The following is an 18398-nucleotide window of genomic DNA, read 5'->3' on the forward strand; positions in this document are numbered from 1 at the left end:
AAACAAAGAAATGATAAACATGAGAACAGAACCCGAAATACTTGATTTAATTTTTCAAACAGCAAAAACGCTTCAAGTCGAGGCCGTCGCTATGTCTGGTTCACGGACAAATTCACAAGCACCAAAAGATGAATTTCAAGACTATGACGTGGTCTATGTCGTGGACGATTTAGATAATCTGACGAGTGACCTTTCTTGGCTAGACCTGTTTGGGAAGCGCATTATTNAGCAAGAAGTTGGTTTTAGTCATCGCCGTCTATTTCTCATGCTCTTTGAAGATGGAAATCGAATTGATCTAACCCTCTGTCCAAAACAACAAATTCAAGAGTGGGTGGATAGTGAGGCTGATTATACAGTTTTGAAAGATGATAAAGGTTTGTTTGACCCTTATTCCCCAAGTCCTCAGCGCTTTTGGACAAGTCCAGCTAGAGCGATTGATTTTGAAAAAGCCTGCAATGAATTTTGGTGGGTATCATCTTACGTGGTTAAAGGGATTTGTCGCAAACAAGTCATCTATGCCACTGACCATCTTTATGGTATTTGTCAACAAGAACTCTTGAAGGTCTTGGCTTGGCAGGTAGTAAGCGATAGGGGAAAGGTCGATATCGGCAAAAACTACAAGTATCTCTTTAACTATTTACCTGCTGAGAAAGAGAAACAATTCTCAAATCTGCTTGATTTCTCAAGTTTAGATAAAATCACCCAGTCTTTATTTGCTACGATGGAACTTTTCCACAAAGAGTCTCAATTCCTTGCTCACAAGATGGGATTTGACTATGATATGGAAGTAGCTGAGAAGATGATTGAGTATGCTGAGGAAAGACTCGAAAAAAATGAAACATTTACAAAATAATAAGATAACAAAATTTTTACTGATTAGTTTTCTCATTTCTTGGGGATTTGGTTGGGGATTGCTCGCTTTTTTGACGCAAATGAGCCTCTTAAGTCTAACAAGTCCACTAGGAGTTTTTCTCCATTTACTAGGAGGTTTCGGTCCAACCATTGCAGCCATTTCTTGTTTGCCTCAAAAATCCATTAAAAGCATAGTCTCTTTTATCTTAGGGGACTCAAAGAAATATATTTTGTTATTTCTTTTAATAATTTTCGTGCAAACAGGTGTCATTGCTTTCTCATCTAAGGAGGTTAATCCGGCTTTTCCACTAGGAAATTTGTTTGTTGTTTTTTTGAGTGCAGTCTGTGTTTATGGTGGCGAAGAAGAATTGGGATGGCGAGGCATCTTGCAACCAACTTTGGAAACTAGATTCTCCTTTTGGATTTCCGGTTTGATAACAGGTTCTATTTGGGCAATATGGCATGTACCTTTATGGTTTGTAATTGGAAGTTCCCAAAGTAGGATGCCTTTTATATTATTCAGTCTATTTGCAATTTATCTCAGTATTCTTCTAGCAGCTGTTTTCAAAAAGACTAAGTCGGTCCTTTTTTGCGCCATTTTTCACGGCCTAATTAATACCCTACTTAGCTTATTTGTTATTAAAATTAATCTTTTATTCATTCTAGGATTAGTAGGATTGCTCCTCTTTTCTCACTACCTACAAAGAAACAGTTAAATTTATAAAATATAGATTTACTTTACAATAAAACACTAAAAAGAGAATTATTATGTCTAACATTCAAAATATGTCCCTAGAGGACATCATGGGAGAGCGCTTTGGTCGCTACTCCAAATACATCATTCAAGACCGGGCTTTGCCGGATATTCGTGATGGCTTGAAGCCGGTTCAGCGTCGCATTCTTTATTCTATGAATAAGGATGGCAATACCTTTGACAAGAGCTACCGTAAGTCGGCTAAGTCTGTCGGTAACATCATGGGGAATTTCCACCCACACGGGGATTCTTCTATCTATGATGCCATGGTTCGTATGTCACAGGACTGGAAAAATCGTGAGATTCTAGTCGAAATGCACGGTAACAACGGTTCTATGGACGGAGATCCGCCTGCAGCTATGCGTTATACCGAGGCGCGTTTGTCTGAGATTGCTGGCTATCTTCTTCAGGATATCGAGAAAAAGACTGTTCCTTTTGCATGGAACTTTGATGATACCGAGAAAGAGCCGACAGTCTTGCCAGCAGCCTTTCCCAACCTCTTGGTAAATGGATCGACTGGTATTTCGGCTGGATATGCCACAGATATTCCTCCCCATAATTTAGCTGAGGTCATCGATGCGGCGGTTTACATGATTGACCACCCAACTGCCAAGGTTGATAAACTTATGGAATTCTTGCCTGGACCAGACTTCCCGACTGGAGGAATTATCCAAGGGCGTGACGAAATCAAGAAAGCCTACGAAACTGGTAAGGGGCGCGTGGTTGTTCGTTCCAAGACTGAGATTGAAAAGCTAAAAGGTGGTAAGGAACAAATCGTTATTACTGAGATTCCTTATGAAATCAACAAGGCCAATCTAGTCAAGAAAATCGATGATGTTCGTGTCAATAACAAGGTGGCTGGTATTGCTGAGGTTCGCGATGAGTCTGACCGTGACGGTCTTCGAATCGCTATTGAGCTCAAAAAAGACGCTAATACGGAGCTTGTTCTTAATTATCTTTTCAAATACACTGATCTGCAAATCAACTACAACTTTAACATGGTGGCGATTGACAATTTCACACCTCGTCAGGTCGGGATTGTCCCAATCTTGTCTAGCTATATTGCCCACCGTCGTGAAGTGATTTTGGCGCGGTCACGCTTTGATAAGGAAAAGGCTGAAAAACGTCTCCATATCGTCGAAGGATTGATTCGTGTCATCTCTATTTTAGATGAAGTCATTGCTCTTATCCGTGCTTCTGAGAACAAGGCTGATGCCAAAGAGAACCTCAAGGTCAGCTATGATTTTACGGAAGAACAGGCTGAGGCCATCGTTACCTTGCAACTGTACCGTTTGACCAATACAGACGTTGTTGTCTTGCAAGAAGAAGAAGCAGAACTTCGTGAAAAGATTGCCATGCTTGCTGCTATCATTGGAGATGAACGGACCATGTACAATCTTATGAAGAAAGAACTTCGTGAGGTCAAGAAGAAATTTGCGACACCACGTTTGAGCACTTTAGAAGACACAGCAAAAGTAATTGAGATTGATACAGCTAGTCTTATCGTTGAGGAAGATACCTATGTCAGCGTGACCAAGGCAGGTTATATCAAGCGTACCAGTCCACGTTCTTTTGCAGCTTCAACGCTAGAGGAAATTGGCAAACGTGATGATGACCGTTTGATCTTTGTACAAGCTGCCAAGACAACCCAGCATCTCTTGATGTTCACAACTCTTGGGAATGTCATATATAGACCAATTCATGAATTGGCAGATATTCGCTGGAAGGATATCGGAGAGCATCTGAGCCAAACCATCACAAACTTTGAAACTAACGAAGAAATCCTTTATGTTGAAGTAGTAGATCAGTTTGATGATGCGACAACTTACTTTGCTGCGACTCGTCTCGGTCAAATCAAGCGTGTAGAACGAAAAGAATTCACTCCATGGCGGACCTACAAGTCTAAGTCAGTCAAGTATACTAAGCTCAAAGACGAGACAGACCAGATTGTAGCAGTGGCTCCAATTAAACTGGATGATGTTCTCTTGATTAGCCAAAATGGTTATGCCCTTCGTTTCAATATCGAAGAGGTTCCAGTTGTCGGTGCTAAGGCTGCAGGTGTTAAGGCTATGAATTTGAAAGAAGATGATATTCTCCAATCCGCCTTTATCTGTAACACCTCGTCCTTCTACCTTTTGACTCAACGTGGAAGTTTGAAACGTGTTTCTATTGACGAAATTCCGGCAACCAGCCGTGCCAAACGAGGACTACAAGTCTTGCGTGAGTTGAAAAACAAACCGCATCGTGTCTTCTTAGCAGGAGCAGTTGTAGAGCAAGGCTTCGTTGGTGATCTCTTCAGTACAGAAGTAGACGGGAATGACCAAACTCTGCTTGTTCAATCTAACAAAGGAACAATCTATGAAAGTCGACTACAAGACTTGAATCTGTCAGAACGCACAAGTAATGGTAGCTTCATTTCTGATACCATTTCAGATGAAGAAGTTTTTGACGCTTATCTTAAAGAGATATTTACAGAAGTCAAATAAGTGAAATGAAGAATCAGTTCTCAGAACTGGTTCTTTTTTATTGAAGAAATTTTCTGAAAATTACAAAATATACTTGCTATTTTAGAAAAATAGTGTAGAATAAAAGAAATAGGTTTTTAGAATAAGGAGTGGAATATGACAGTAACGATTGATTGGGAAAATCTCGGTTTTTCCTATATGAAATTACCTTATCGCTATATTGCTCATTTTAAAAATGGACAATGGAATCAAGGAGAACTTACAGAAGATGCAACCTTGCATATTTCAGAGTCTTCTCCAAGTCTTCACTATGGTCAACAAGCCTTTGAAGGTTTGAAAGCTTACCGTACTAAGGATGGCAGTATTCAACTGTTCCGTCCTGATGAAAATGCCAAACGTCTGCAACGTACATGTGACCGTCTCTTGATGCCACAAGTTCCGACAGAAATGTTTGTAGAAGCTTGTAAGGCAGTTGTTCGTGCGAATGAAGAATACGTACCACCATACGGAACAGGTGGAACCCTATATCTTCGCCCTCTTTTGATTGGTGTCGGAGATATTATTGGGGTTAAACCAGCAGAGGAATACATTTTCACCATCTTTGCTATGCCAGTTGGAAATTACTTTAAGGGTGGTTTGGTTCCAACCAACTTCTTGATTCAGGATGAATACGACCGTGCCGCTCCAAATGGTACAGGTGCGGCTAAGGTTGGTGGAAACTATGCTGCAAGTCTCTTACCAGGGAAATTGGCCAAGTCACGTCATTTCTCAGATGTTATCTATCTAGACCCATCGACACATACAAAGATTGAAGAAGTCGGTTCAGCTAACTTCTTTGGAATTACAGCTGACAATGAGTTTGTAACACCATTGAGTCCATCTATCTTGCCATCTATTACCAAGTATTCTTTGCTTTACTTGGCAGAACATCGCTTGGGCTTAACTCCTATTGAGGGGGATGTCCCGATTGATAACCTTGACCGTTTTGTAGAGGCAGGTGCCTGTGGTACAGCAGCAGTTATTTCTCCAATTGGTGGAATTCAGCACGGTGATGATTTCCATGTATTCTATAGCGAGACAGAAGTAGGTCCTATGACTCGTAAACTCTATGATGAATTGACAGGAATTCAGTTTGGCGATATTGAAGCGCCAGAAGGTTGGATTGTAAAAGTAGATTAAAATAAACTAAAGGAGATTTTTTATGAAATCGAAAAAGTGGCTCTTAACAGCAGGAGTGGTCCTGAGCACAACAGCTCTATTAGTGGCTTGTGGAAAAGCTGATAAAGAAGCAGATGCACCGACAACATTTTCATATGTCTATGCAGTAGATCCTGCGTCTTTGGACTATAGTGTAGCGACTCGTACATCTACAACAGATGTCATCGGGAATGTGGTTGATGGATTGATGGAAAATGACCAATACGGAAATGTTATTCCTTCCTTAGCTGAAGATTGGTCTGTCTCAAAAGATGGTTTGACTTATACCTATAAACTTCGTAAAGGGGTTAAATGGTATACTTCAGAAGGTGAAGAATACGCAGAAGTAACTGCCCATGACTTTGTGACAGGATTGAAACACGTAGCTGACGGTAAGTCAGATGGTGTCTCTCTCATCCAAAATTCAATCAAGGGCTTGGATGCCTACATGACTGGTGAGACCAATGATTTCTCTACAGTTGGTGTCAAGGCCTTGGACGATTACACAGTCGAATATACCCTAAACAAACCAGAAAGCTTCTGGAACTCTAAAGTCACTACAGCAACGATGTTACCTGTAAATGAAGAGTTTTTGAAGGCATCAGGTAAAGATTATGGAGCAGTTACTCCAGCAGGAATTCTCTACAATGGTCCTTATATCTTGAAGACCTTGACGTCTAAATCGTTAATTGAATACGAGAAAAATCCAAACTACTGGGATAAAGAAAAGGTAAAGATCGAAAAGATTAAATTGACTTACTACGATGGTTCTGATCAGGAATCGTTGATTCGTAGCTTCTCTTCAGGTGCCTATACGACAGCTCGTCTCTTCCCAAGTAGCTCAAACTTTGCTTCAACATTGGAACAATACGGAGATAAAATCACTTATAGCCCACAGGACTCAAGTAGCTATTACTTCACCTTTAACGTAAATCGTCAGTCATATAATAAAACTGCGAAAACAAGTGAAGAGCAAAAAACTTCAACTAAAGAAGCTATGCTGAATAAGGACTTCCGTCAGGCTATTAACTTTGCCTTCAACCGCCATTCTTATGCCGCCCAGCTAAATGGTGAAGACGGTGCGGACAAGATTATTCGTAACAGCCTTGTTCCTGACAACTTTGTACAAGCAGGTGGTAAAAACTTTGGTCAAATCGCTCAAGCAGAGTTGGTGAACTATGGTGACCAGTGGAAAGGTGTTGAGCTAGTTGACGGTAAGGATTCTATCTACAACCCTGACAAGGCTAAAGCAGCATTTGAAAAAGCTAAGAAAGACTTGGAATCTAAAGGGGTAACATTCCCAATTCACTTGGATGTCCCAGTTGAACAAACAGATACCATCGCCGTTCAACAAAGCAACTCTTTCAAACAGTCAATCGAATCAACTCTTGGTGCTGAAAATGTTGTCATCGACGTTCTTCAAATGACAGATAATGAAAAGGAAACAATCACTTCACAAGCGCGTGTTCCTTCTCAAAAAGACTATGATTTGAACAGTACAGGATGGGCTCCAAGTTATCAAGACCCAGCATCTTACTTGAATATCATGGATCCTAAATCAGGTTCTGCTATGAAACACCTTGGTATTACTAAGGGGAAAGATAAAGATGTTGTAGCGAAACTTGGTTTGGACCAGTATAAGAAATTATTGGATGATGCAGATTCAGAAACTACAAATCTTGAAGAACGCTATGAAAAATATGCTAAGGCTCAAGCTTGGTTGACAGATAGTTCATTATTGATGCCTACAGCCTCATCTGGTGGTTCTCCAGTTGTAAGTAATGTAGTGCCATTCTCAAAACCATACTCACAAGTTGGTATTAAGGGTGACCCATATATCTTTAAAGGAATGAAATTGCAAAAAGATATCGTTACGACAAAAGAATATGAAGAAGCACTGAAAAAATGGCAAAAAGAAAAATTGGAATCAAACGGTAAGTACCAAAAAGAACTAGAAAAACACATTAAATAAAGTAGAAAACTCTATATCAGACTCGGAATGATATAGAGTTTTTTCTTGCTAGTTTTAGGATTTTCTTGTAAAATAGAAAAAGTGAAGAGAGGTATGAAATGAGTAAGAAAGATAAAAAAATTGAAATTCAAGTAGCAGATGCTAAAGTCAATGTAGGAAAAGACAGTTTTGAAGGTTATACATTGACCATTGGTAAAAAAGTTATCGGAGAAATTGCCGAATTAGATGGACAATTTGCCATCATAAAGAATGGGAATGTCGATAGTTTTTATAAAAAATTGGAAAAAGCTGTGGAAATTTTGATTGAAAATTATAATTTAGCAAAATAAGTCTTGTTTTTTTGAAATTTTCATGATATAATAGTCCATGTTGATTGTAGGAGAGATAGCGAAGAGGCTAAACGCGGCGGACTGTAAATCCGCTCCTTCGGGTTCGGGGGTTCGAATCCCTCTCTCTCCATTTCATCAATGGGGTATAGCCAAGCGGTAAGGCAAGGGACTTTGACTCCCTCATGCGTTGGTTCGAATCCAGCTACCCCAGTTCTTAGGTAATAATCAAGATAAAAAGCAAAATATCTTAGGGTATTTTATTTTTATAATTGAAAGACGTGAACGATATGAACATGTCCTTGCGGGTGCTTAGGAAAAAAATTATAAGTATGTCAAGTTTAAGAAAAACTTGATTGTTGGAGGATTTTTTAGATGAACGAATTTGAAGATTTGCTAAATAGCGTTAGCCAAGTTGAGACTGGTGATGTTGTTAGTGCTGAAGTATTGACAGTTGATGCGACTCAAGCTAACGTTGCAATCTCTGGAACTGGTGTTGAAGGTGTCTTGACTCTTCGCGAATTGACAAACGATCGCGATGCAGATATCAATGACTTTGTTAAAGTAGGAGAAGTATTGGATGTTCTTGTACTTCGTCAAGTAGTTGGTAAAGATACTGATACAGTTACATACCTTGTATCTAAAAAACGCCTTGAAGCTCGCAAAGCATGGGACAAACTTGTTGGTCGCGAAGAAGAAGTTGTCACTGTTAAAGGAACTCGTGCCGTTAAAGGTGGACTTTCAGTAGAATTTGAAGGTGTTCGTGGATTTATCCCAGCTTCAATGTTGGATACTCGTTTCGTACGTAACACTGAGCGTTTTGTAGGTCAAGAATTTGATGCTAAAATCAAAGAAGTTGACGCTAAAGAAAACCGCTTCATCCTTTCACGTCGTGAAGTTGTTGAAGCAGCTACAGCAGCAGCTCGCGCTGAAGTATTCGGTAAATTGGCTGTTGGTGATGTTGTAACTGGTAAAGTTGCACGTATCACAAGTTTCGGTGCTTTCATCGACCTTGGTGGTGTTGACGGATTGGTTCACTTGACTGAATTGTCACATGAACGTAACGTATCACCAAAATCAGTTGTAACTGTTGGTGAAGAAATTGAAGTGAAAATCCTTGATCTTAACGAAGAAGAAGGACGCGTATCACTTTCACTTAAAGCAACAACACCTGGACCATGGGATGGCGTTGAGCAAAAATTGGCTAAAGGTGATGTAGTAGAAGGAACAGTTAAACGTTTGACTGACTTCGGTGCATTTGTTGAAGTATTGCCAGGTATCGATGGACTTGTTCACGTATCACAAATTTCACACAAACGTATTGAAAATCCAAAAGAAGCTCTTAAAGTTGGTCAAGAAGTTAAAGTTAAAGTTCTTGAAGTTAACGCAGATGCAGAGCGCGTATCACTTTCTATCAAAGCTCTTGAAGAGCGTCCAGCTCAAGAAGAAGGACAAAAAGAAGAAAAACGTGCTGCTCGTCCACGTCGTCCAAAACGTCAAGAAAAACGTGATTTCGAACTTCCAGAAACACAAACAGGATTCTCAATGGCTGACTTGTTCGGTGATATCGAACTTTAATCAAATTGAAAATTCACAAAATCCTTTGTTTTCTAAACAAGGGATTTTTCTTTTGTCTGTAAGCCTTTTTTGATATAATAGTTCTATGTTAGAATCAGAAAAACAATCACGTTATCAAATCTTAAATGAGGAGCTCTCTTTTTTATTGGAAGGCGAAACCAATGTTTTGGCTAATCTTTCCAACGCCAGTGCTCTTTTAAAATCACGCTTTCCTAATACCGTATTTGCAGGCTTTTATCTGTTCGATGGAAAGGAATTGATTTTAGGTCCTTTCCAAGGTGGTGTTTCCTGCATCCGTATTGCACTTGGAAAAGGTGTTTGTGGGGAGGCAGCTCACTTTCAGGAAACTGTTCTAGTTGGTGATGTAACGAACTATCCTAACTATATTTCTTGTGATAGTCGAGCTAAAAGTGAAATTGTTGTTCCGATGATAAAGAATGGTCAATTACTTGGAGTTCTGGATCTGGATTCTTCAGAGATTGATGATTATGATGCTATGGATCGAGATTATTTGGAACAATTTGTCGCTATTTTGCTTGAAAAGACAGAATGGGACTTTACAATGTTTGGGGAGAAAGCCTAATGTATCAAGCACTTTATCGAAAATATAGAAGTCAAAACTTCTCCCAGTTGGTTGGACAGGAAGTTGTGGCTAAGACTCTTAAACAAGCAGTGGAGCAAGAGAAAATAAGTCACGCTTATCTTTTTTCTGGTCCTCGTGGAACGGGAAAAACCAGTGTGGCTAAGATTTTTGCTAAAGCTATGAACTGTCCAAATCAAGTGGGTGGTGAACCTTGTAATAACTGCTATATTTGTCAAGCGGTGACGGATGGTAGTTTAGAAGATGTCATTGAAATGGATGCAGCCTCTAATAACGGGGTGGATGAAATCCGTGAAATTCGTGATAAATCTACCTATGCGCCTAGCCTTGCTCGTTATAAGGTCTATATCATAGATGAGGTTCACATGCTGTCTACAGGAGCTTTTAATGCCCTCCTAAAGACGTTAGAAGAGCCAACACAGAATGTGGTCTTTATTTTGGCTACTACTGAATTGCACAAGATTCCTGCCACTATTCTATCCCGTGTGCAACGTTTTGAATTTAAATCGATTAAGACACAGGATATTAAGGAACATATCCGCTATATCTTAGAAAAAGAAAATATCAGTTCTGAACCAGAGGCTGTGGAAATCATTGCCAGACGGGCTGACGGTGGGATGCGAGATGCCTTGTCTATTTTGGATCAAGCCCTGAGTTTGACACAGGGAAATGAGTTGACGACTGCCATCTCTGAAGAAATTACTGGCACCATTAGTCTATCAGCCTTGGATGATTATGTGGCTGCCTTGTCTAAACAGGATGTTCCAAAGGCCCTAGCATGCTTGAATCTTCTCTTTGACAATGGTAAGAGCATGACTCGTTTTGTGACCGATCTTTTGCACTATTTAAGAGACTTGTTAATTGTTCAAACAGGTGGAGAAAATACTCATCATAGTCCAGTCTTTGTAGAAAATTTGGCACTTCCTCAAGAAAATCTGTTTGAAATGATTCGTTTGGCGACAGTCAGTTTAGCAGATATTAAGTCTAGTTTGCAGCCCAAGATTTATGCTGAGATGATGACTATCCGTTTGGCAGAGATTAAGCCTGAAGCAGCTCTTTCTGGGGCAGTTGAAAGTGAAATTTCTGCACTGAGACAGGAAGTTTCCCGTCTCAAACATGAACTGGCAAATGTAGGAACTGTATCTAAGCCAACAAATCCAGCTCCTAGTCGTCCAACAGCAGGCAAAACAGTCTATCGTGTGGATCGCAATAAAGTTCAATCTATCTTACAAGAGGCTGTCGAAAATCCTGATTTAGCACGTCAAAATCTGATTCGATTGCAGAATGCTTGGGGAGAGGTGATTGAAAGTCTTGGAGGTCCTGATAAGGCTCTGCTAGTTGGTTCTCAACCGGTTGCAGCTAATGAACACCATGCTATTCTTGCTTTTGAATCTAACTTCAATGCTGGTCAAACCATGAAACGGGACAATCTCAACACCATGTTTGGCAACATCCTCAGTCAGGCAGCAGGTTTTTCACCCGAGATTTTAGCTATTTCCATGGAGGAATGGAAAGAAGTTCGCGCAGCCTTTTCAGCCAAAGCCAAATCTTCTCAAACTGAAAAAGAAGTAGAAGAAAGTCTGATTCCAGAAGGATTTGAATTTTTGGCTGATAAAGTGAAGGTAGAGGAAGACTAAAGAAAGATTTCATGATACAATAAGTTTATGAATAGACAACAATTTATTATCATCGCGCTGTTTACAGCTGCTGAGACCTATTTTTTCAATGAAGCTTGGATGACTGGTCGTTATATTATGGCAACCTTTTGGGCTATTTTGCTCTTTAGAAATTTCCGAGTTAGTTACTTGATGGGCAAGATTGTAGATGTCATTGACCAGCATTTAAAAGGAAAAGACTAGTCCTCAGCTTCTAGACAAAATCAAAGCCTTTTAGGCTTTTTTTTGTTATACTATAAAAGTATATTTATTGACCTTTTACCGTATTTTCTAGGGAAATCAAGTATGTTTCTAGTAAGCACTGTAAAGGTCTTGAAAAAGAAAGGAATTATCATGTCAGTATTAGAGATCAAAGATCTTCACGTTGAGATTGAAGGAAAAGAAATTTTAAAAGGGGTTAACCTGACCCTGAAAACAGGAGAAATCGCCGCTATCATGGGACCAAATGGTACTGGGAAATCGACTCTTTCTGCAGCTATCATGGGAAATCCAAACTATGAAGTTACCAAAGGTGAGGTCTTGTTTGATGGCGTAAACATCCTTGAGTTGGAAGTGGACGAGCGTGCGCGTATGGGACTTTTCCTTGCTATGCAATACCCATCAGAAATTCCTGGTATTACTAATGCTGAGTTTCTTCGAGCAGCTATGAATGCTGGTAAAGAAGACGATGAGAAGATTTCAGTTCGTGAGTTTATCACTAAATTGGATGAGAAGATGGAATTGCTCAACATGAAAGAAGAAATGGCTGAGCGTTACCTCAACGAAGGTTTCTCTGGTGGTGAGAAAAAACGTAATGAGATTCTTCAACTTTTGATGTTGGAACCAACTTTTGCCCTTTTGGATGAGATTGACTCTGGTCTTGATATTGACGCTCTTAAAGTTGTTTCTAAAGGTGTTAATGCCATGCGTGGTGAAGGCTTTGGTGCTATGATTATCACTCACTATCAACGTCTTTTGAACTACATCACACCAGATGTGGTACACGTCATGATGGAAGGTCGTGTTGTCCTTTCTGGTGGTCCCGAATTGGCTGCGCGTTTGGAACGTGAAGGATACGCAAAACTAGCTGAAGAACTTGGCTACGACTACAAGGAAGAATTGTAATTCCCTCGTATCTTTTAGGAGAAGTAAATGACTAAAGAAAATATTAAACTTTTTTCAGAAATGCACGCTGAACCAAGCTGGTTGGCTGACCTCCGTCAAAAAGCTTTTGACAAGATTGAGACTTTGGAATTACCAGTTATTGAGCGTGTCAAATTCCACCGTTGGAATCTGGGTGATGGAACGATTACAGAAAGTGAGCCATCAGCAAATGTTCCAGATTTCACAGCTCTAGATAATCACTTGAAGTTGGTTCAAGTAGGAACTCAGACTGTTTTTGAGCAAACTCCAGTTGAGTTAGCTGAACAGGGTGTCGTCTTTACAGACTTCCATTCAGCTTTAGAAGAAATTCCAGAGCTGATCGAAGAATTCTTTATGTCATCTGTTAAGTATGACGATGACAAGTTGGCAGCCTACCATACAGCTTATTTTAACAGTGGTGCTGTTCTCTACATTCCTGATAATGTTGAGATTAAAGAACCAATAGAAGGAATTTTCTATCAAGACAGCGATAGTGATGTGCCGTTTAACAAGCATATTATGATTATCGCTGGTAAAAATTCTAAGATTAGTTATCTGGAGCGTTTAGAGTCACGCGGTGGAGGTAGTGCAAAAGCAACTGCCAATATCACAGTTGAAGTGATTGCTCGTTCTGGTTCGCAAGTGAAGTTTGCCGCTATTGACCGTCTAGGTGAAAACGTTACTGCCTACATTAGCCGTCGTGGTAAATTGGGTAACGATGCAAGCATTGACTGGGCAATCGGTGTCATGAACGAAGGAAACGTCGTTGCGGATTTTGATAGCGATTTGATTGGTAACGGTAGCCATGCGGATCTTAAAGTGGTAGCTCTTTCAAGTGGACGTCAGGTGCAAGGGATTGACACTCGTGTAACCAACTACGGGTGCAACTCTATCGGAAATATCCTCCAACATGGGGTTATCCTTGAAAAAGCAACTTTGACCTTCAATGGTATCGGTCACATTATCAAGGGTGCCAAGGGGGCAGATGCGCAACAAGAGAGTCGTGTTCTCATGCTTTCGGACCAAGCTCGTTCAGATGCCAACCCAATTCTTTTGATTGATGAAAATGACGTAACTGCTGGTCACGCGGCCTCTATCGGTCAGGTGGATCCAGAAGATATGTACTACCTCATGAGCCGTGGCTTGGACAAGGCAACTGCAGAGCGCTTGGTTGTCCGCGGTTTCCTTGGATCCGTTATCGTTGAGATTCCAGTCAAAGAAGTTCGTGATGAAATGATTGCAACTATCGAAGAAAAATTGTCAAAACGCTAAGGGGAAGCCTATGTTAGATGTAGAAGCGATTCGCAAGGATTTTCCAATTTTAGACCAGATTGTTAATGATGAACCACTGGTCTATTTGGACAATGCTGCGACGACACAAAAACCACAAGCAGTTCTGGAAACGATTAATCGCTACTATGAACAGGATAATGCCAATGTTCACCGTGGTGTTCATACCTTGGCTGAAAGGGCGACTGCATCGTATGAGGCCGCTCGTGAAACCATTCGTAAGTTTATCAATGCAGGCTCTACAAAGGAAGTTCTATTTACCAGAGGAACGACAACCAGCCTTAACTGGGTGGCACGCTATGCTGAGGAGATTCTGACTAAAGGAGATCAAGTTTTGATTTCTGTCATGGAACATCATTCCAATATCATTCCTTGGCAAGAAGTCTGCCGTAAGACTGGGGCGGAGCTGGTCTATGTTTATCTCAAGGACGGCGCCTTGGATATGGATGACTTGAGAGCTAAATTGACGGACAAGGTCAAGTTCGTTTCCCTAGCTCACGCTTCCAATGTTCTTGGTGTGGTCAATCCGATCAAAGAAATCACTCAAATGGCCCACCAAGTTGGAGCCATCATGGTAGTGGATGGTGCTCAGTCTACACCTCATATGAAGATTGATGTCCAGGACTTGGATGTGGACTTCTTTGCCTTTTCGGGTCACAAGATGGCTGGTCCGACTGGTATCGGTGTTCTTTATGGTAAAGAAGAGTATCTGGAGCAAATGTCACCAGTAGAATTTGGCGGCGAAATGATTGATTTCGTTTATGAGCAATCTGCTAGTTGGAAGGAATTGCCTTGGAAATTTGAGGCTGGAACGCCAAATATGGCAGGTGCTATTGGACTTGCTGAAGCAGTAGATTATCTTGAAAAGATTGGTATGGATGTGATTGAAGCTCATGAGCAGGAATTAATCGGATACGTCTATCCAAAATTACAGGCGATTGAAGGATTGACCATTTATGGTTCGCAGGACTTGACTCAACGTTCAGGTGTCATTGCCTTTAACCTAGGAGACCTTCATCCTCACGACCTTGCTACAGCACTGGATTATGAAGGAGTGGCTGTTCGAGCAGGTCATCATTGCGCTCAACCCTTGCTCCAGTATTTGAAAGTTCCAGCAACAGCCCGCGCAAGTTTTTATATCTACAATACCAAGGCAGATTGTGACAAGCTAGTCGATGCCTTACAAAAGACAAAGGAGTTTTTCAATGGCACTTTCTAAACTAGATAGCCTTTACATGGCAGTGGTAGCGGACCATTCGAAAAATCCACATCACCAAGGGAAGTTAGAAGACGCTGAACAAATCAGTCTCAATAATCCGACCTGTGGAGATGTCATCAATCTCTCTGTCAAGTTTGATGCAGAGGATCGTTTGGAGGATATCGCTTTTCTAAACTCAGGTTGCACCATCTCTACAGCATCTGCTAGTATGATGACGGACGCAGTTTTAGGAAAAACCAAACAAGAAATTTTAGAGCTTGCAACTATTTTTTCTGAAATGGTTCAAGGGCAAAAAGATGAACGCCAAGACCAACTAGGCGATGCAGCTTTCTTGTCAGGTGTTGCCAAATTCCCTCAACGAATTAAGTGTGCAACCCTAGCTTGGAATGCCCTGAAGAAAACAATTGAAAATCAAGAAAATAAGTAAGACAAGTTTCTTTTGTCTTATGAATCAGTAGAAATAAAGAATGAAAGAAAGGATATTATGGCTGAAGAAAGAGTAGAACCAAAACCAATTGACCTTGGTGAATATAAATTTGGTTTCCATGATGATGTAGAGCCTGTCCTATCGACAGGAAAAGGATTGAATGAAGATGTCATTCGTGAACTATCAGCTGCAAAGGGAGAACCTGAGTGGATGCTAGAATTCCGTTTGAAGTCTTATGAAACCTTCAAAAAAATGCCCATGCAAACTTGGGGAGCAGACTTGTCAGAGATTGATTTTGATGACTTGATCTACTATCAAAAACCATCTGACAAACCAGCCCGTTCATGGGACGAAGTTCCTGAAAAAATCAAAGAAACCTTTGAACGTATCGGGATTCCAGAAGCTGAGCGTGCTTATTTAGCTGGTGCCTCTGCCCAGTATGAGTCAGAAGTGGTTTACCATAACATGAAGGAAGAGTTCCAAAAATTGGGGATTATCTTTACAGATACAGATTCTGCCCTCAAGGAATACCCAGACTTGTTTAAACAATACTTTGCTAAGTTGGTACCGCCAACAGATAACAAATTGGCTGCCCTTAACTCAGCAGTATGGTCTGGTGGAACCTTTATCTACGTACCAAAAGGGGTCAAGGTAGATATCCCACTTCAAACTTACTTCCGCATCAACAACGAAAATACTGGTCAGTTTGAACGTACCTTGATTATCGTTGATGAGGGAGCAAGTGTCCACTACGTTGAAGGATGTACAGCACCAACTTATTCAAGTAACAGCTTGCATGCAGCCATTGTAGAAATCTTTGCCTTAGATGGTGCTTATATGCGTTATACAACCATCCAGAACTGGTCTGATAACGTCTATAACTTGGTAACGAAACGTGCTAAGGCTCAAAAGGATGCCACTGTTGAGTGGATTGATGGCAATTTGGGTGCCAAAACAACCATGAAATATCCATCTGTTTACCTTGATGGAGAAGGGGCGCGTGGTACCATGCTCTCTATCGCTTTTGCCAATGCAGGGCAACATCAGGATACTGGAGCTAAGATGATCCACAACGCTCCACATACAAGCTCGTCTATCGTGTCTAAATCAATCGCTAAAGGTGGAGGAAAGGTGGACTACCGTGGACAGGTAACCTTTAACAAAAACTCTAAGAAATCTGTTTCTCACATCGAGTGTGATACCATTATCATGGATGACTTGTCAGCATCAGATACCATTCCGTTTAATGAAATTCACAACTCGCAAGTTGCTTTGGAGCACGAAGCCAAGGTATCTAAGATTTCTGAAGAACAACTCTATTATCTCATGAGCCGTGGTTTGTCAGAATCTGAGGCAACTGAGATGATTGTTATGGGATTTGTNGAGCCCTTCACAAAAGAACTTCCAATGGAATATGCTGTTGAGTTGAATCGTTTGATCAGCTACGAAATGGAAGGATCAGTTGGGTAATTATTCGTCTTAAGTTCATATAAAATTAATGTTTCTGAAGATTAAATAGGTTCTATAATACATACATTGTTTTTACCTACTAATAACAGGATAGATACATAATAATAAACTGTTTCATTTTGAATTCTGTGATGTAAATCGCAAGAGTCAGAGTGGAACTTTTTTTCAATTATTTGCAGTCATAATAAATAAAGAATTTTGTATAATAAGGTTATATAGAAAAATTTGGAGTTAAATGAAGATGATAGTAGAAATTAATTATTTAGGTAGAAGAGGATAAGCAAAAGTCTTACCTTGACTTTAATTATTAGGCTGAACGGTTATTTTGAAGAAACAGATAATAGTAGCTTTTACTTTGAAATTTTTAGTGATGAACATAATAAAAGGAAGAAAGGGCTGCCAAAGTTTCATCTAGACCTCAGTGGATATAATGAAACAGTTTATCTTATTAGATATGCTAGTGAAAGTATAGATTATAGTTTTGAGAAGCAAAAACATATTTGAAGTCAGTTTTTTAGTAGTATCGATACGATATAATTACTGTTTGGTCTGTTTTAGAAGAAATGGATGTTTATATTTTTAACAAACCTGAGTAATTTTCTATTTTTACTCCTTTTCTAGAAGAGTATATACCGGATTTCCTATACTGGAGANATTACTATGAACTGAAGCATTGGAATGTTAAAAGAGCTACTAGGAACAAAAATGAAGAGCTACGTAAAGATACCAAAAAAATAAACTGCGAAATTATATGCTTTTTATCGTTCATATCAAACAATCCTCGAAAATCCCCTAGGAGCCAATCAAATTGGAATTTGGATTAAATTTTTCAAACATTCTTTTTCTTCTAGTACTCTCTTTTTCAATTGAATGATAGTAAATAAATGACTATTAGTATTTCAGTTTTGTTTTCTTTTTTATCTAATAAAAAGTCTTTTATGACAGCAGGATGGGACTGAACGTAATGTCATAGTTTTAACTTTTTTCAAATAAGAGGTTGAGTCTGTATAACTAGAACTCTTTACAAATTGGAGAATAAATTCCAAGATTTTTATATTTGTTATAGAATAGACATCTACTTTTATATAGAACAAAAGCAAAATAAAGATATTAACCCATAAAATTATTCAGTGTATCTTGGCTATTTTTTCATTTTTTTGTTTGATTAACAGTGCCCTAGAACAGCCTGGATCAAATATTTGGATAAATGCTGTAATACTGTCTCTTTTTTACTTTTATATCTTAAGAATATAAGAATAAGTTATAGAAAAAGGAATGTCTATTCGTGGAAGTAAATCATCATTTTTATCTGATTTAAATTTGTGGGTGAATAGCATTTAGAGATACCGTTCTCACTTCTGGAGATTATTGCAGTATTATCTTTCATCACGTTTTTTTGTTTTATTGGTGGGTTTAAAGTGAATAATAGATTAGTTTGGACTCATTCCT

15 protein-coding genes and 2 tRNA genes are annotated in these 18398 nt (G+C 39.6%); all 17 read left to right on the plus strand.

Annotated features, from left to right (window positions below; all coding sequences use genetic code 11):
• Window positions 1-19 precede the first annotated feature (19 nt).
• The 17 genes from D8837_RS07835 to sufB all read left to right on the plus strand — a co-directional run bounded on the left by D8837_RS07835 (window position 20) and on the right by sufB (window position 16949).
• Window positions 20-853 carry an aminoglycoside 6-adenylyltransferase gene (locus D8837_RS07835; protein WP_125456707.1) on the plus strand — a complete coding sequence of 278 codons (834 nt, stop codon included), beginning with the start codon at window positions 20-22 and terminating at the stop codon, window positions 851-853.
• Window positions 834-1568, plus strand: a complete 735-nt coding sequence (locus D8837_RS07840) for a CPBP family intramembrane glutamic endopeptidase (RefSeq protein ID WP_125456708.1) — start codon at window positions 834-836, stop codon at window positions 1566-1568. Before D8837_RS07835 ends, D8837_RS07840 begins: the two co-directional genes overlap by 20 nt.
• Before the next feature lie 52 nt (window positions 1569-1620).
• Window positions 1621-4092: a DNA topoisomerase IV subunit A gene (gene parC / locus D8837_RS07845; RefSeq protein ID WP_125456709.1), complete on the plus strand. Its 2472-nt coding sequence runs from the start codon at window positions 1621-1623 to the stop codon at window positions 4090-4092.
• Window positions 4093-4227: 135 nt separating this feature from the next.
• Window positions 4228-5250 (plus strand): branched-chain amino acid aminotransferase, encoded by a 1023-nt coding sequence (locus tag D8837_RS07850; protein ID WP_125456710.1) that lies wholly within the window; start codon window positions 4228-4230, stop codon window positions 5248-5250.
• A gap of 22 nt (window positions 5251-5272) precedes the next feature.
• Window positions 5273-7240 (plus strand): peptide ABC transporter substrate-binding protein, encoded by a 1968-nt coding sequence (locus D8837_RS07855; protein WP_084888356.1) that lies wholly within the window; start codon window positions 5273-5275, stop codon window positions 7238-7240.
• Window positions 7241-7338: 98 nt separating this feature from the next.
• The gene (locus tag D8837_RS07860; RefSeq protein WP_000037113.1) at window positions 7339-7569 is read left to right on the plus strand and encodes a DUF2969 domain-containing protein; all 231 of its coding nucleotides are present in this window, start codon (window positions 7339-7341) and stop codon (window positions 7567-7569) included.
• Window positions 7570-7618: 49 nt separating this feature from the next.
• Window positions 7619-7699: transfer RNA gene (locus D8837_RS07865), tRNA-Tyr, on the plus strand.
• 9 nt (window positions 7700-7708) lie between these two features.
• Window positions 7709-7780, plus strand: a tRNA-Gln gene (locus tag D8837_RS07870).
• Between the two features lie 161 nt (window positions 7781-7941).
• A complete protein-coding gene (gene rpsA, locus D8837_RS07875; protein WP_001001630.1) occupies window positions 7942-9144 on the plus strand; it encodes a 30S ribosomal protein S1 in 1203 nt (400 codons plus the stop codon).
• A gap of 85 nt (window positions 9145-9229) precedes the next feature.
• Window positions 9230-9727, plus strand: coding sequence for a GAF domain-containing protein (locus D8837_RS07880; protein ID WP_125456711.1), 498 nt, complete (start codon window positions 9230-9232; stop codon window positions 9725-9727).
• On the plus strand, window positions 9727-11382 hold the full coding sequence (dnaX, locus tag D8837_RS07885) for a DNA polymerase III subunit gamma/tau (RefSeq protein WP_125456712.1): 1656 nt from the start codon (window positions 9727-9729) through the stop codon (window positions 11380-11382). Before D8837_RS07880 ends, dnaX begins: the two co-directional genes overlap by 1 nt.
• A 27-nt stretch (window positions 11383-11409) precedes the next feature.
• The gene (locus D8837_RS07890; protein ID WP_001081603.1) at window positions 11410-11604 is read left to right on the plus strand and encodes a DUF3272 domain-containing protein; all 195 of its coding nucleotides are present in this window, start codon (window positions 11410-11412) and stop codon (window positions 11602-11604) included.
• A gap of 150 nt (window positions 11605-11754) precedes the next feature.
• Entirely contained in the window at window positions 11755-12525 is a 771-nt protein-coding gene (sufC, locus tag D8837_RS07895) for a Fe-S cluster assembly ATPase SufC (protein WP_000114489.1), read from the plus strand.
• A gap of 27 nt (window positions 12526-12552) precedes the next feature.
• A complete protein-coding gene (gene sufD / locus D8837_RS07900; protein ID WP_125456713.1) occupies window positions 12553-13815 on the plus strand; it encodes a Fe-S cluster assembly protein SufD in 1263 nt (420 codons plus the stop codon).
• Between the two features lie 10 nt (window positions 13816-13825).
• The gene (locus D8837_RS07905; protein ID WP_125456714.1) at window positions 13826-15052 is read left to right on the plus strand and encodes a cysteine desulfurase; all 1227 of its coding nucleotides are present in this window, start codon (window positions 13826-13828) and stop codon (window positions 15050-15052) included.
• Complete coding sequence (gene sufU, locus D8837_RS07910) at window positions 15039-15479, plus strand: Fe-S cluster assembly sulfur transfer protein SufU (protein WP_125392945.1); 441 nt, start codon at window positions 15039-15041, stop codon at window positions 15477-15479. Before D8837_RS07905 ends, sufU begins: the two co-directional genes overlap by 14 nt.
• A gap of 57 nt (window positions 15480-15536) precedes the next feature.
• Window positions 15537-16949 (plus strand): Fe-S cluster assembly protein SufB, encoded by a 1413-nt coding sequence (gene sufB, locus D8837_RS07915; protein WP_000797054.1) that lies wholly within the window; start codon window positions 15537-15539, stop codon window positions 16947-16949.
• Window positions 16950-18398 lie beyond the last annotated feature (1449 nt).

This window comes from Streptococcus mitis (assembly GCF_003942965.1).
In the GTDB taxonomy this organism is placed as follows: Bacteria; Bacillota; Bacilli; order Lactobacillales; family Streptococcaceae; genus Streptococcus; species Streptococcus mitis_BH.